The 13758-nt window shown below is 61.4% G+C and carries 16 protein-coding genes; 8 read left to right on the top strand and 8 right to left on the bottom strand.

The annotated features are described in order from the left end of the window. Window position 1 precedes the first annotated feature (1 nt). Window positions 2–730: a two-component system response regulator ChvI gene (gene chvI / locus AC1DLT_RS24060; protein ID WP_038547438.1), complete on the bottom strand. Its 729-nt coding sequence runs from the start codon at window positions 728–730 to the stop codon at window positions 2–4. Window positions 731–1055: 325 nt separating this feature from the next. Between chvI and AC1DLT_RS24055 the strand changes: the two genes are divergently transcribed. From AC1DLT_RS24055 to AC1DLT_RS24045, 3 genes are all read left to right on the top strand, one after another. Continuing rightward, window positions 1056–2669, top strand: a complete 1614-nt coding sequence (locus AC1DLT_RS24055) for a phosphoenolpyruvate carboxykinase (RefSeq protein WP_477488421.1) — start codon at window positions 1056–1058, stop codon at window positions 2667–2669. 165 nt (window positions 2670–2834) lie between these two features. Then, a complete protein-coding gene (gene arfB, locus AC1DLT_RS24050) occupies window positions 2835–3269 on the top strand; it encodes an alternative ribosome rescue aminoacyl-tRNA hydrolase ArfB (protein ID WP_038547443.1) in 435 nt (144 codons plus the stop codon). Window positions 3270–3285: 16 nt separating this feature from the next. After that, window positions 3286–3897, top strand: a complete 612-nt coding sequence (locus tag AC1DLT_RS24045; protein ID WP_477488420.1) for an alpha-ketoglutarate-dependent dioxygenase AlkB — start codon at window positions 3286–3288, stop codon at window positions 3895–3897. Between the two features lie 31 nt (window positions 3898–3928). Here AC1DLT_RS24045 and coaA read toward each other — a convergent pair whose 3' ends face one another. The 7 genes from coaA to hisB are packed head-to-tail and all read right to left on the bottom strand — an operon-like array spanning window position 3929 to window position 8590. Then, entirely contained in the window at window positions 3929–4924 is a 996-nt protein-coding gene (coaA, locus tag AC1DLT_RS24040; RefSeq protein WP_477488419.1) for a type I pantothenate kinase, read from the bottom strand. Continuing rightward, on the bottom strand, window positions 4921–5244 hold the full coding sequence (locus tag AC1DLT_RS24035) for a phosphoribosyl-ATP diphosphatase (RefSeq protein ID WP_477488418.1): 324 nt from the start codon (window positions 5242–5244) through the stop codon (window positions 4921–4923). The genes coaA and AC1DLT_RS24035 overlap by 4 nt, the downstream gene beginning before the upstream one ends. Window positions 5245–5262: 18 nt before the next feature. Further along, a complete protein-coding gene (gene hisF / locus AC1DLT_RS24030; protein WP_105440002.1) occupies window positions 5263–6051 on the bottom strand; it encodes an imidazole glycerol phosphate synthase subunit HisF in 789 nt (262 codons plus the stop codon). Then, the gene (gene hisA / locus AC1DLT_RS24025; RefSeq protein WP_477488417.1) at window positions 6048–6791 is read right to left on the bottom strand and encodes a 1-(5-phosphoribosyl)-5-[(5-phosphoribosylamino)methylideneamino]imidazole-4-carboxamide isomerase; all 744 of its coding nucleotides are present in this window, start codon (window positions 6789–6791) and stop codon (window positions 6048–6050) included. The genes hisF and hisA overlap by 4 nt, the downstream gene beginning before the upstream one ends. Window positions 6792–6820: 29 nt before the next feature. Further along, the gene (hisH, locus tag AC1DLT_RS24020) at window positions 6821–7471 is read right to left on the bottom strand and encodes an imidazole glycerol phosphate synthase subunit HisH (protein ID WP_477488416.1); all 651 of its coding nucleotides are present in this window, start codon (window positions 7469–7471) and stop codon (window positions 6821–6823) included. Then, window positions 7471–7962, bottom strand: coding sequence for a DUF2628 domain-containing protein (locus tag AC1DLT_RS24015; RefSeq protein WP_477485215.1), 492 nt, complete (start codon window positions 7960–7962; stop codon window positions 7471–7473). Before AC1DLT_RS24015 ends, hisH begins: the two co-directional genes overlap by 1 nt. Window positions 7963–7981: 19 nt before the next feature. Then, window positions 7982–8590 (bottom strand): imidazoleglycerol-phosphate dehydratase HisB, encoded by a 609-nt coding sequence (gene hisB / locus AC1DLT_RS24010; RefSeq protein WP_105422291.1) that lies wholly within the window; start codon window positions 8588–8590, stop codon window positions 7982–7984. Window positions 8591–8779: 189 nt separating this feature from the next. Between hisB and hslV the strand changes: the two genes are divergently transcribed. The 5 genes from hslV to AC1DLT_RS23985 all read left to right on the top strand — a co-directional run bounded on the left by hslV (window position 8780) and on the right by AC1DLT_RS23985 (window position 13735). Beyond that, complete coding sequence (hslV, locus tag AC1DLT_RS24005; protein ID WP_436111316.1) at window positions 8780–9307, top strand: ATP-dependent protease subunit HslV; 528 nt, start codon at window positions 8780–8782, stop codon at window positions 9305–9307. Further along, window positions 9300–9818 carry a GNAT family N-acetyltransferase gene (locus AC1DLT_RS24000; RefSeq protein WP_477488506.1) on the top strand — a complete coding sequence of 173 codons (519 nt, stop codon included), beginning with the start codon at window positions 9300–9302 and terminating at the stop codon, window positions 9816–9818. The genes hslV and AC1DLT_RS24000 overlap by 8 nt, the downstream gene beginning before the upstream one ends. Beyond that, window positions 9815–11122 (top strand): ATP-dependent protease ATPase subunit HslU, encoded by a 1308-nt coding sequence (gene hslU / locus AC1DLT_RS23995; RefSeq protein WP_477488415.1) that lies wholly within the window; start codon window positions 9815–9817, stop codon window positions 11120–11122. The genes AC1DLT_RS24000 and hslU overlap by 4 nt, the downstream gene beginning before the upstream one ends. Before the next feature lie 213 nt (window positions 11123–11335). Continuing rightward, window positions 11336–12271 (top strand): DUF1402 family protein, encoded by a 936-nt coding sequence (locus AC1DLT_RS23990; RefSeq protein WP_477488414.1) that lies wholly within the window; start codon window positions 11336–11338, stop codon window positions 12269–12271. A gap of 45 nt (window positions 12272–12316) precedes the next feature. Further along, entirely contained in the window at window positions 12317–13735 is a 1419-nt protein-coding gene (locus AC1DLT_RS23985; RefSeq protein WP_477488413.1) for a cytochrome P450, read from the top strand. Window positions 13736–13758: the final 23 nt, after the last annotated feature.

Raw genomic sequence — 13758 nt, 5'->3', positions numbered from 1 at the left:
GTCAAGCGGCCTCACGGAATCGATAACCCACGCCATAAAGGGTTTCGATCATATCGAAGTCGTTGTCGACCATCTTGAACTTCTTGCGCAGCCGCTTGATGTGGCTGTCGATGGTACGGTCGTCCACATAGACCTGCTCGTCATAGGCGGCATCCATCAGCGCATCGCGGCTTTTGACGACGCCGGGCCGCTGGGCCAGAGAATGCAGGATCAGGAACTCGGTCACCGTCAGCGTCACCGGTTCACCCTTCCAGGTGCAGGTATGGCGCTCCTGGTCCATGACAAGCTGGCCGCGTTCGAGCGTGCGGGCGGCCTGCTGATCGGCTGCCGTCTTGGCCCCGGCACCGCCGGCGGCTTGCGCCTCGCGGCTGCCGGCACGTCGCAGGATCGCCTTTACCCGCTCCACCAGCAGACGCTGCGAGAACGGCTTGGTGATGAAGTCGTCGGCGCCCATCTTCAGCCCGAACAACTCGTCGATCTCTTCATCCTTGGAGGTGAGGAAGATCACCGGCAGGTCGGATTTCTGCCGCAGGCGGCGCAGCAGTTCCATGCCGTCCATGCGCGGCATCTTGATATCGAAGATCGCCAGCTGCGGAGGGCGGGCGATCAGCCCGTCGAGCGCGGAAGCGCCATCCGTATAGGTTTCGACCTTGTATCCTTCTGCCTCGAGTGCAATCGAAACCGACGTCAGGATATTGCGGTCGTCATCTACGAGCGCGATTGTTTGCATGCTCTCCATCTCCGTCATCTATGCGCATCTCCTGGAATTCACCCCAGCCAGGCGGCATCAGCCGACGCGCTTCTTGAGTATAAAGGTGGAACAAATTGTGGCAAAGATAAAGAGGCCGCTGACGATCGTGCGTTTTGGCAATGAGACTTAAGATAGCGCGGATGCGGATTGAAACGGTTATTAAACCGATTTAAAGAGGAATAAAATTTTTTAAATCGATTAAATAATTGATATTATTAAAGAATTTTCAAGCGGCCTCTTGCCCTTTTAGAAATCTGTCATTAATTTCGCGTCAGTTCCCACGGCAAGCTGAAGGAGTGCGCGCATGGAGGAGTTTGGACTTCACAACCCGTCCAAGGGTTTAGCGGCGATCGGTCTCGGCGGTGTATCGCGTGTTTATTACAATTCGTCCGAGGTTGAACTCTACGAAGAAGCAATCCGCCGCGGTGAAGCCGATCTGACGATCGACGGCGCACTCCGCGCCGTCACCGGCCAGCACACCGGCCGCTCCCCCAAGGACAAGTTCATCGTCCGCGATGCCGGCACCGAGAGCCGCGTCTGGTGGGGTGCCGACAACAAGCCCATGAAACCGGAACACTTCGAAGTCCTGAAGAAGGACATGCTCGCCCATGCGGCCGGCAAGACGCTGTTCGTCCAGGATCTGGTCGGCGGCGCCGATGCCGAATATGCCCTTCCGACCCGCGTCGTCAGCGAATTCGCCTGGCACGCTCTCTTCATCCGCAATCTTCTGATCCGCCCGGATCGCGCCACGCTCGAAAGCTTCGAAGAGAAGCTGATGATCATCAACCTGCCAAGCTTCAAGGCGGATCCCGCCCGCCACGGCTGCCGCACGGAGACGGTGATCGCCTGCGATTTCACCAATGGCCTCATCCTTGTCGGCGGCACCTCTTATGCCGGCGAAAACAAGAAGTCGGTCTTCTCCATCCTCAACTACTTCCTGCCGGAAGAAGGCGTCATGCCGATGCACTGCTCGGCCAATGTCGGCCCGAATGGCGATACCGCGCTGTTCTTCGGTCTGTCCGGCACTGGCAAGACTACGCTGTCGGCCGATCCGAAGCGGACGCTGATCGGTGACGACGAGCATGGCTGGGGCAAAAACGGCGTCTTCAATTTCGAAGGCGGCTGCTATGCCAAGGCCATCAATCTTTCGGCCGAAGCCGAGCCGGAAATCTATGCCGCGACCCGCCGTTTCGGCACGGTGATCGAAAACGTCGTGCTCGACGAGAACCGGGTTCCGGATTTCAACGACGATTCGCTGACCGAGAACACCCGTAGCGCCTATCCGCTGCATTTCATTCCGAATGCATCGAAGACCGGCGTGGCGCCGCAGCCGAAGTCGATCATCATGCTGACCGCCGATGCTTTCGGCGTCATGCCGCCGATCGCCAAGCTGACGCCCGAACAGGCGATGTACCACTTCCTCTCCGGCTACACCGCCAAGGTCGCCGGCACGGAAAAGGGTGTCACCGAGCCGGAAGCGACGTTCTCGACCTGCTTCGGTGGGCCGTTCATGCCCCGTCATCCGGCCGAATACGGCAACCTGCTCAAGGAATTGATTGCCCGTCACGGGGTCGATTGCTGGCTCGTCAACACCGGCTGGACCGGCGGCGCATACGGCGTCGGCCGCCGTATGCCGATCAAGGCGACCCGCGCTCTCTTAAGCGCTGCGCTCGACGGCAGCCTCAAGAATGCCGAGTTCCGTATCGACCCGAACTTCGGTTTTGCGGTGCCGGTCGCCGTTGAAGGCGTCGACAATGCGATTCTCGATCCCCGCTCGACCTGGGCGGACGGCGCCGCGTTCGACGCCTATGCCAAGAAGCTCGTTTCGATGTTCATCCAGAACTTCGGGCAGTACGAAGACCACGTCGACAGCAAGGTGAGAAGCGCCGCTCCGGTCATGCTTGCCGCCGCCGAGTAATCTTTGAAGGATTCACGTGAAACCGCCGGCCCGGGATAACACCCTGGGCCGGCGGTTTTCTTTTTGCCGGCTTTGTGGGAAAGATGCGGGCCTGCCGCATGTCGCCCGAACGTGGGTGCCGGTTCCGGACAACGGCATGCGCCCAAGAACAAAGACCAGAGACCCATGGCCAGCAATCCCCTTGTCATCAACAACCGCATCACCATCGCCGGATGGGAACTGACGGAACAATTCGTGCTGGCGGGCGGGCCGGGCGGCCAGAACGTCAACAAGGTCTCGACGGCCGTCCAGCTTTTCTACGACATCGTCAACACGCCGTCCCTGCCGGAGCGGGTGAAGGAAAACGCCATCAAGCTCGCCGGAAAACGGGTGTCGAAGGATGGCGTGCTGATGATAGAAGCGAACCGGTTCCGCAGCCAGGAGCGCAACCGGGAAGACGCGCGCGAGCGGCTGAAGGAACTGATCCTCAAGGCTGCCGAACCACCGCCGCCGCCACGCAAGAAAACCAAGCCGACCAAGGGTTCGGTGGAGCGTCGGCTGAAGGAAAAATCCGGTCGTTCGGACGTCAAGAAGATGCGCGGCCGGCCAAGCGGCGACTAACGGCGGAGATTGATCTTTGGCGACGCTTGCAAATGGCATCAGGCACCTTCCCGGCTATCTCGATCGATTGGCGCAAGAGCATCTGGTCGAACTGATACGAGACGTCGTAGCCGAGGCGCCGCTCTATACGCCGGAAATGCCCGGCACCGGCAAACCCATGTCCGTGCGCATGACCAATTGCGGCTCGCTCGGTTGGGTAACGGACAAGGACCAAGGATATCGCTACCAGTCCTTCCACCCGGTGACGAAAAAGCCGTGGCCAGCGATGCCACGAGAACTGCTCGATCTCTGGGAAAAGCTCGGCGACTATTCGAAGCCGCCGGAAGCCTGCCTCATCAACTTCTATTCCGACGACGCCAAGATGGGCCTGCATCAGGACCGGGACGAGAACGATCTGGCCGCCCCCGTTTTCTCCGTCTCGCTCGGCAATAGCTGCCTGTTCCGGGTCGGCGGCCTGAGCCGCAAGGACCCGACCGGCTCCTTCCGGCTGGCAAGCGGGGATGTCGTCGTGCTGGGTGGAGAGGGGCGTCTGGCGTTCCACGGCGTCGACCGCATTTATCCCGGCACCTCGACGCTGCTAAAGAACGGCGGACGCATCAACCTCACGCTCCGCCGTGTGAATAGCTGACGATTTAATTCAATAGCCGGCGATCGATCGCCTACAATTTCCGCAGCTCGACCGTTTCCACCAAATGATTGCGGCCCTTGCGCAGGATGAGATCCGCCCGTGGCCTGGTCGGCAGAATGTTCTGCCGCAGGTTCTTCAGGTTGATGTTTTCCCACAATCCTTCGGCAACGGCGCGGGCCGCATCCGCATCGATCGCCGCGTATTTCTTGAAGAACGAGGTTGGATCGCGGAAGGCGGTCTGGCGCAGCTTCATGAAGCGCTGGACGTACCAGTTGTGGATCTGCTCTTCGTCGGCATCGATATAGATCGAGAAGTCGAAGAAGTCCGAAACGATCGGCACGATCTTGCCGTCGGCCGGCAGCGCCCGCGACTGGAGGACGTTGATGCCTTCGAAGATCAGGATGTCCGGCCGATCGACCAGCGAGTATTCGTCCGGCAAAACGTCGTAGGTGAGATGCGAGTAACGCGGCGCCTTGACGTTCGGTTCACCGGCCTTGATCGCCGACAGGAAGCGCAGGATGGAGCCGATATCGTAGCTTTCCGGAAACCCCTTGCGCTCCATCAGGTTTTCCCGGCTCAGCACGGCGTTCGGATAGAGGAAACCGTCGGTGGTGATGAGATCCACTTTCGGGCTCGACGGCCAGCGGGCGAGCAGTTCTTTCAGGATACGTGCGGTGGTCGATTTGCCGACCGCCACCGACCCGGCAATGCCGATGATGAAGGGCGTCTTGGTGATGTCGGAAAGGCTCAGGAAACGGTTTCGCTGCTGGAAGAGGCGTTGCGTCGCCTCCACATGCGTCGACAGCAGGCGCGACAGCGAGAGATAGATGCGCCGGACTTCATCGAGATCGATCGGGTCGTCCAGCGAACGCAACCTCTGCACCTCGTCGGCCGTGAGCGTCAGAGGCGTGTCTGCGCGGAACTTCGCCCATTCCTCCGCACTGAAGTGGTGATAGGGCGAATAATATTCCGCATTCGAGCCGGTCTCGAGCTCCGGCGCCTCGGCGGGCTGGGAAACGATATTCATGATGTCGGCCGGCTTGCCTTTTCTTGAAGGCCGGACTGGCCGGTCCTTCGCTGGAGTTCGTCGAGCACATCCTGCAACGGTACCGCCGCAATATTCAAGACGACCAAAAGATGATAGAGAAGATCGGCGCTTTCCGCCGTCAGATTTTTGGCGTCGCGCTTGATCGCGGCGATCACCGTTTCGACGGCTTCTTCGCCGAGCTTCTTTGCGGCCTTATCCTGGCCGGCGGCGACCAGTTTTGCCGTCCAGGATTCCTCCGGCGAGGCCTTGGCCCGCTCGGCGACGATCCGCTCGAGGTCGATCAGGGAAAATTCACTCATAACATTCTCTCCGACCGCTCAATCGAGCCGCATGGCGATGCCGTGTTCTGCCATATAGTGCTTTGCCTGACCGACCGTATAGGTCCCGAAGTGGAAAATCGACGCGGCCAGCACTGCCGTTGCGTGGCCCTGTTTGATGCCGGCGACCATGTCGTCCAGGTTTCCGACTCCGCCCGACGCGATAACCGGTGCCCGGACGCTGTCGGCGATCATCCGCGTCAGCTCCAGGTCATAGCCGCTCTTGGTGCCGTCCCGGTCCATGGAGGTGACGAGCAGCTCGCCGGCGCCGCGCTCGACCATCTTGACGGCGAACTCGACGGCATCGATGCCGGTCGCGTTGCGGCCGCCATGGGTGTAGATCTCCCAGGCGCTGAGATTGTCGCCACCGATCGCCTGGCTGCGCCGCCGCTTGGCGTCAATCGACACGACGATGCACTGGTTGCCGAACTTGTCGGCGGCCTCAGCCACGAAGTCCGGATTGTTGACCGCCGCCGAGTTGATCGCGACCTTGTCGGCGCCGGCCAGCAGCAGCTTGCGGATATCGCCGACGGCACGCACGCCGCCGCCGACGGTGAGCGGCATGAAGCAATGGTCGGCGGTGCGGGCGACGACGTCGAAGATCGTCTCGCGATTGTCGGAGGAGGCGGTGATGTCGAGGAAGCAGAGTTCGTCGGCACCGGCGGCGTCATAAGCTTTTGCAGCCTCGACGGGATCGCCGGCATCGATCAGGTCGACGAAGTTGACGCCTTTCACGACGCGGCCGTCCTTGACGTCCAGGCAGGGGATGACGCGGGCTTTGAGGGTCATGCGGCACGTCCTTGTCTGGAGCGGATCAGGGCCAGCGCTTCGTGGGGATCGATGCGGCCGTCATACAGCGCACGGCCGGAAATTGCGCCTTCGAGCCGGGCCGCATCCGGCTCCAGCATGCGGCTGATATCGTCGAGCGAGGCAAGCCCGCCCGATGCGATGACCGGAATGGAGACGGCATTGGCGAGTTCCAGCGTCGAGTTCCAGTTGATGCCGGCCAGAATGCCATCGCGGTCGATGTCGGTATAGATGATCGCCGAAACGCCGGCGCCTTCGAATTTCTTGGCCAGCTCGATGACGCCGAGCTCGGACGCTTCCGCCCAGCCTTCGACCGCGACCTTTCCGCCCTTGGCGTCGATGCCGACGGCGACCTTGCCGGGAAACTGCCTGCAGGCCTCGATGACCAGAGCCGGATCGCGCACCGCGACCGTGCCGAGGATGACGCGGGCAAGCCCGCGCGCCAGCCAGTTTTCGATATGGTCGAGAGTGCGGATGCCGCCGCCGAGCTGCACGGGATTCTTCGTGGCTTTCAGGATAGCGTCGACGGCAGCGCCGTTGACGCTTGTCCCCGCGAAGGCGCCGTTCAGGTCGACCACATGCAGCCACTCGAACCCCTGGTCCTCGAAGGCCTTGGCCTGGGCTGCGGGATCGGGATTGTAGACGGTGGCCTGCTCCATGTCGCCGAGCTTGAGGCGCACGCACTGGCCGTCTTTCAGGTCGATTGCAGGAAAGAGGATCATGTCTTCGGTCCTTGACAGTTCGCGCGAGCTCAGGGCTTCCAGCGCAGGAAATTGGAGATGAGGGCAAGGCCTAGTGCCTGGCTTTTCTCAGGGTGAAACTGGGAACCCGCCACATTGTCGCGACCGACGAACGCAGTCATCGAACCGCCATACTCGGTGGTCGCGATCACGTCGTTCCGGTGCTTGGCCGCCAGATGGTAAGAATGCACGAAATAGGCGTGCAAGCCGTCCGGTCCGGTCGGAATTCCGTCAAACAGCGGATGCGGGTGATGGATATCGAGCGTGTTCCAGCCGATCTGCGGGATCTTGAGGTTCGGATCGGAAGGCGTCATTTCGACGACGTCGCCCTCGATCCAGCCGAACCCGTCGGTGATCGTCTTTTCAAGCCCCCGCGACGACATCAGCTGCATGCCGACGCAGATGCCGAGGAAAGGTCGGCCCTTGTGGTCAACGACGTCCAGGATCGCCTCGCGCATGCCCGGCACGGCATCGAGGCCGGCGCTGCAATCTGCATAGGCGCCGACGCCCGGCAGCACGATACGGTCGGCGGTGGCCACCGCATCGGCCTTGTCGGTGAGGTCGATCACGGCGTTGATGCCGGCTTCCCGGGCGGCCCTTTCAAAGGCCTTGGTCGCGGAACGGAGGTTGCCGGACCCGTAGTCGATGATTGCGACGCGCATCAGCGTCCTCCATGTTCGAAAAGGCCCATGTGTGGGGCCTGCCATCCGGCGGCGGGCGGCTTTGCCTGTTTCGCCCACTCGGCCGAGACCGGCATCGGTTGTTGTTCTGGCTGCGGCAGGCCGGAGAAATAGATCTCCTCGGCCGTACGCAGATCGTGAGCGGAGATCACCGTTTCCAGTGTCCAGCCGCGACGGATCAGCGCTTCGGAACGATAATGTCGGCCCTCGAGCGCCGTGAGCAGGCTGGTGGCGAAACCAAGCAGCAAGCCGGCGGTCCAGAAGCCAGGAACCTGCATCAGGATGCCGCTGCCGATCTGGATCAGCAGAACCACGATCCCGGCAATCCACAGTCTATGCCAGAATAGCCAGATCCACGGAAACAACAACGCGAGCCACGAGAACCCGTCCCGTAATACGAGGGTCGAGTGGAAATCCCTGTCGGGTCCGCTTCGCGGGTCATTGGGCGGTGTCAGAACGAGATAGCTTCTCAAGGATCGTCTCCTCAAGCAGTCAGACCAGCATTCCCTTGGTCGAAGGAACGCGATTGGCCTGCCGCGGGTCGATTTCAATGGCGGCGCGAAGTGCCCGCGCCACGGCTTTGAAGCAGGTCTCGGCGATATGATGGTTGTTGGCGCCGTAATGGTTCAGCACATGCAGCGTGATGCCGGCATTCTGGGCAAGCGCCTGAAAAAATTCCCGCACCAGCTCCGTATCGAATGTGCCGATCTTCGGCGCGCTGAACGCGACGTTCCAGACCAGGAACGGCCGGCCGGAAACGTCGATGGCCGCCTTGGTCATCGTTTCGTCCATGGCAAGGTCGAGCGAGGCGTAGCGGGTGATGCCGCGACGGTCGCCGAGCGCCTTGGAGATCGCCTGGCCGATCGCGATACCGGTGTCTTCCACCGTGTGGTGGTCGTCGATATGCAGATCGCCAGTGACCTCGATGTCCATGTCGATCAGCGAATGTCGCGAGAGCTGGTCCAGCATGTGGTCGAAAAAGCCGACGCCCGTGGAAATCCTGGCCGCGCCGGCGCCGTCGAGATTGACGGAAACGGAAACGGAGGTTTCGTTGGTCTTGCGGACGATGTTGCCCACGCGTGCGGTAGTCGTCTCACCCATCTGGGTCTGCTCCCTGCGATCGATCTGCGCTCCTTATCAGGCACTACGTCAAATATCCAGCAAAAGCAGGGCAGTGGCGGCGGCATCGCATCATGAGATTGCATTCGCCCTGGACCGTCTTACATAAATGTCCAACGGGGCCGGAATGCTCTGAAACGAATGCCCGCAGGACGGGCCAACAGGTGGCTTATGACAACCATTATTACTGTTCGGAAAGGCGGCAAGGTCATCATGGCCGGCGACGGCCAGGTGAGCCTCGGCCAGACCGTGATGAAGGGCAACGCTCGCAAGGTGCGCCGCATCGGCAAGGGCGAAGTGATCGCCGGTTTCGCCGGCGCGACGGCCGATGCCTTCACGCTGCTCGACCGGCTTGAAAAGAAGCTCGAACAATATCCGGGCCAGCTCATGCGCGCCGCCGTCGAGCTTGCCAAGGACTGGCGCACGGACAAGTACCTGCGCAATCTCGAAGCGATGATGCTGGTCGCCGACAAATCGACGACACTGGCGGTTACCGGCAACGGCGACGTGCTGGAACCGGAGCACGGAACGATCGCGATCGGGTCGGGCGGCAACTATGCTTATGCCGCGGCGCGCGCGATGATGGATTCGGACAAGTCGGCCGAGGAGATCGCTAGGAAAGCGCTGGATATCGCCGCCGATATCTGCGTCTACACCAACCATAACCTGGTCATCGAAACGCTGGATGCCGATGACTGACGGCGCGCCCCGCTATTCGTTTCGCGATGTCGCGGCAGAGGATTTTCCTCTGCTCGCGCAGTGGCTCGCCGAGCCGCATATCGCGAAATGGTGGGGTGAGGTCGATGAGGAACTGGCCAGTATCGAACAGTCGATGACGAGCGTCGAAACCCGGCCGTTGATGGCGGAACTGGACGGCCGGCCGATCGCCTATCTCCAATATTACGATCCGCATCTTGAAGAGGGTCATCCCTATCAGGATCAGCCGAAAGGCACGCTCGGCATCGATATCTCGATCGGCCCTCCGGAGTTGGTCGGCATCGGCCATGGAAGCGCGATCATCCGCCAGCTCGTGGACGAGCTTTTCGAAAACGGCGCAAAAAGGATCGTCATCGATCCCGATCCGGAGAACGCCCAAGCGATCCGCGCCTACGAGAAGGCCGGCTTCCGCTACGTCGACACCAGGACATCCATATACGGTCCGGCCCATTTCATGGCGCTGGACGCAAGCCAAGAAACGGATTTGACATGAGTAACTTTTCACCCCGGGAAATCGTCTCCGAGCTGGATCGGCATATCATCGGCCAGCACGACGCCAAGCGTGCGGTGGCGATTGCGCTGCGCAACCGCTGGCGCCGCCACCAACTCGACGAGAGCCTGCGCGACGAAGTGATGCCGAAGAACATCCTGATGATCGGCCCGACCGGCGTCGGCAAGACGGAGATTTCGCGCCGCCTGGCGAAACTCGCCGGCGCGCCCTTCATCAAGGTCGAAGCGACCAAGTTCACCGAAGTCGGTTATGTCGGCCGCGATGTCGAGCAGATCATCCGCGATCTCGTCGAGATCGGCATCGGCCTGGTGCGCGACAAGATGCGGGCCGATGTGCAGGCCAAGGCCCATATGAGCGCCGAGGAACGGGTGCTCGACGCGCTGGTCGGCGCCACGTCCTCGCCAGCCACCCGCGAAAGTTTCCGCAAGAAGCTGAGGGCCGGCGAGCTCGACGACAAGGAAATCGATATCGAGGTCACTGACACCGGCGCCGGCATGCCCGGCTTCGAGATTCCTGGCATGCCGGGCGCCAATATTGGCGTCTTGAACCTGTCTGAAATGTTCGGCAAGGCGATGGGCGGCCGCACCAAGAAGGTCCGTACCACCGTCAAGAAATCCTATGGCGAGCTGATCCGCGACGAATCCGACAAGCTGATCGACAACGAAGTCATCCAGCGCGAGGCCGTCCGCTCGGTCGAGAACGACGGCATCGTCTTCCTCGACGAGATCGACAAGATTGCCGCCCGTGACGGCGGCATGGGCGCCGGCGTGTCCCGCGAGGGCGTGCAGCGCGACTTGCTGCCGCTCGTCGAGGGCACGACGGTGTCGACCAAATACGGACCGGTGAAGACCGACCACATCCTGTTCATCGCTTCGGGCGCCTTCCACGTCTCCAAACCCTCCGACCTTCTGCCGGAACTCCAGGGCCGCCTGCCGATCCGGGTCGAACTGAGGCCGCTCACCAAGGAGGACTTCCGCCGCATCCTGACGGAAACCGAGGCGAGCCTTATCCGCCAATACAAGGCGCTGATGGAAACAGAAGAGCTGACGCTCGATTTTACGCCCGACGCGATCGATGCGCTGGCGGATGTCGCCGTGCATCTCAATTCCTCGGTCGAGAATATCGGTGCCCGCCGGCTGCAGACCGTGATGGAACGGGTGCTCGACGAAATCTCGTTCAACGCGCCCGATCAGGGCGGAACCGCGGTGACGATCGATGCGGAATACGTCAAGAAGCATGTTGGCGACCTCGCCGCCGACACCGATCTGTCGCGCTACATTCTCTGAGCGGCAATCGTGGCAGCCGGGCAACGTCCGGCTGCTCATTTGCGGGTGCTGACGGGATTTTGAACGACCGTGTCTCGACACGGTCCTTGCGCCTCGCGTAAGGGAAGCGCGTTTTCATGGAAAATATCCGACGCTTGAGTGAGTCGGTCTGGAATGGCTTTAAGCATTCGGTGCCGGAGATCGGCATAGTCGAAGTCCTGGGACACGCAAATCTTGAAACGCATCCTTCTGGCCCTGATCCTTGTCGTCGCGACATCCGTGGCTTCTTCCGCGCTTGCAGGCGGCCTCACGATGGTTCCCGAAGGAAATCGTCACGCGGAACAGCCGAAGGTTCCGGGTGCCTCGGTACGCCGGACGCGCGCCGGCCGCACCACCTTCGATGACAAATACGAGAAGATCCGCGATCTGCTGGCGTCCGACAAGAAGCTGATCGCCAAGATCAAGTCGACGGCCGTCGATTACGGTATCGATCCGATCCACATGATCGGCGCGATCGTCGGCGAGCACACCTACAATGTCGATGCGTACGACCGGCTGCAGACCTATTACGTCAAGGCGGCCGCATATGCCGGCAACAGCTTCCGTTTCGGCTACGGCGACGAGACCATCCAGCAGTTCCTCGACCGGCCGGAATTCGGCAAATGCGACGATTTCGCCGATTCCTACAAGCTCTGGACCTGCCGTGAAGGCGTCTGGGAAAAGAGTTTTCGCGGCCGCTCGGTCGGCGGCACCGCGTTTCCGGACAATCGCTTCAGTGCGGTCTTCTTCCAGCCCTTTTATGCCGGCCAGACCTTTGGCCTTGGCCAGGTCAATCCGCTGACGGCGCTGATGCTGTCGGACATGGTGGCCAGGAATTCCGGTTACCCGAAGCTCGACGAGAACAAGGCGGCTGCGGTTTATGACGCGATCATGGACCCGGATAAGTCGCTCGCCTATATGGCGGCCAATATCCGTCGCTCGATCGACGACTATAAGTCGATTGCCGGCATGGATATTTCCCGCAATCCCGGCATCACGGCGACGCTCTACAATACCGGCGGTTCGGCGCAGCGCGCCGCAGCACTTGCCGCACGCGGCGGCCTGCCGGAGGAAAATTATTACGGCTGGCTGGTCAACGACAAGCTCGCCGAGTTGAAATCTCTCCTCTGACGGCGGATATTCCCTCCATAGGAAACCCCTGAGGAGGGCTCGTCCATGGACATTCGCCCCGAACCCTTTGTTCCGCCCGCACCTCCGCATCGGGAACGACTGCTGAGCCCGATCGAGGTGATCTGGACTGCGCTGCGCAATCCGCTGGAGCTCTGGGGCAAGGTTTCCTACACGCTGCCGTGGCTCGAGACGAAGTTCTTCAAGGAACGGACGCTGATCGTCAATCATCCAGGCCTCATCCGGCACATTCTGGTGGACAATGTCAGCAATTACGTCATGTCGGAAATCCGCCAGCTCGTGCTTCGCCCGATCTTGCGGGACGGGCTGCTGACAGCGGAAGGCGAGGTCTGGAAACGCAGCCGCAAGGCGATGGCGCCGGTTTTTACGCCAAAACATTCTCGCGGTTTTGCCGGCCAGATGCTGAACCAGACCGAGGAGTTTTCGGGGAAATATGCCGAGGCCGGCGCCGATGGCGCGGTCCGCGATATTTCCGTCGACATGACGGAACTGACCTATGCCATCCTCGCCGAAACCCTGTTTTCCGGCGAGGTCGCCGGGAACAAGGAGACCGTTGCCGACGACGTCGACCAGCTTCTGCATCGCATGGGCCGCATCGACCCGATGGACATGCTGCGCGCCCCGCCCTGGGTGCCGCGTGTCACCCGCATCGGCGGCAGGCGGATACTCGACAAGTTCCGGCGCGTGGTTGCCGAAACCATGCTTATGCGGCAGGAGCGGATGCGCAAACATCCGGACGACGTGCCGCAGGATTTCCTGACGCTGCTGCTTCAGCTGGCCGGTCCCGACGGGCTGACGATGGACGAGATCGAGGACAATATCCTTACCTTCATCGGCGCGGGGCACGAGACGACGGCCCGGGCGCTGGCCTGGACGCTCTATTGCGTCGCGGAATCGCCGTCAGTACGGCAGAACATGGAGGAAGAGATCGACCGCGTTCTGGCGTCCGGCGCCGATCCGGTCGAATGGCTGGAGCTGATGCCCTGGGTGCGGGCGGCGTTCGAAGAGGCATTGCGGCTCTATCCGCCGGCGCCGTCGATCAACCGGGAGGCGATCAGCGACGACAGCTGGACGAGCCCGGAAGGCAAGACGATCAGGATCGATGCCGGGGTAACCGTGCTGGTCATGCCCTGGACGCTGCACCGCCACGAGCTTTATTGGGACAAGCCGCGCGCCTTCATGCCCGAGCGTTTCCTGCCCGAGAACCGCGGCAAGCTGAACCGGTTTCAGTATCTGCCTTTCGGCGCAGGCCCCCGCACCTGTATCGGCGCGACCTTCGCCCTTCAGGAGGCAGTGATCGCGCTTGCGGTGCTGATGGGCCGCTATCGTTTCGATGTCACGCCGGAAACCAAGGTCTGGCCGGTCCAGAAGTTGACCACCCAGCCGCGCGACGGTCTGCTCATGCGGGTCAGTCCGCGACATCAGAGGTCTCCGCTGGTGAATTGATCTTTGCCCGCCATGCGCTATTG

It is taken from the genome of Neorhizobium sp. 05N33 (assembly GCF_056397445.1).
The sequence above is the reverse complement of the archived record's forward strand: the minus strand, read 5'-3'. Positions and strand labels throughout refer to the sequence as shown.

Coding starts and splice junctions, on each gene's coding strand:
- coaA (WP_477488419.1), bottom strand. CDS start 4,924: ATGAATATCGTTTCCCAGCCCGCCGAGGCGCCGGAGCTCGAGACCGGC.
- hisH (WP_477488416.1), bottom strand. CDS start 7,471: ATGCGCGTCGCAATCATCGACTACGGGTCCGGCAACCTCCGTTCCGCG.
- hisB (WP_105422291.1), bottom strand. CDS start 8,590: ATGGGTGAGACGACTACCGCACGCGTGGGCAACATCGTCCGCAAGACC.
- chvI (WP_038547438.1), bottom strand. CDS start 730: ATGCAAACAATCGCGCTCGTAGATGACGACCGCAATATCCTGACGTCG.
- AC1DLT_RS24055 (WP_477488421.1), top strand. CDS start 1,056: ATGGAGGAGTTTGGACTTCACAACCCGTCCAAGGGTTTAGCGGCGATC.
- hisF (WP_105440002.1), bottom strand. CDS start 6,051: ATGACCCTCAAAGCCCGCGTCATCCCCTGCCTGGACGTCAAGGACGGC.
- hslU (WP_477488415.1), top strand. CDS start 9,815: ATGAGTAACTTTTCACCCCGGGAAATCGTCTCCGAGCTGGATCGGCAT.
- AC1DLT_RS24035 (WP_477488418.1), bottom strand. CDS start 5,244: ATGAGTGAATTTTCCCTGATCGACCTCGAGCGGATCGTCGCCGAGCGG.
- AC1DLT_RS24000 (WP_477488506.1), top strand. CDS start 9,300: ATGACTGACGGCGCGCCCCGCTATTCGTTTCGCGATGTCGCGGCAGAG.
- hslV (WP_436111316.1), top strand. CDS start 8,780: ATGACAACCATTATTACTGTTCGGAAAGGCGGCAAGGTCATCATGGCC.
- arfB (WP_038547443.1), top strand. CDS start 2,835: ATGGCCAGCAATCCCCTTGTCATCAACAACCGCATCACCATCGCCGGA.
- AC1DLT_RS23985 (WP_477488413.1), top strand. CDS start 12,317: ATGGACATTCGCCCCGAACCCTTTGTTCCGCCCGCACCTCCGCATCGG.
- hisA (WP_477488417.1), bottom strand. CDS start 6,791: ATGATCCTCTTTCCTGCAATCGACCTGAAAGACGGCCAGTGCGTGCGC.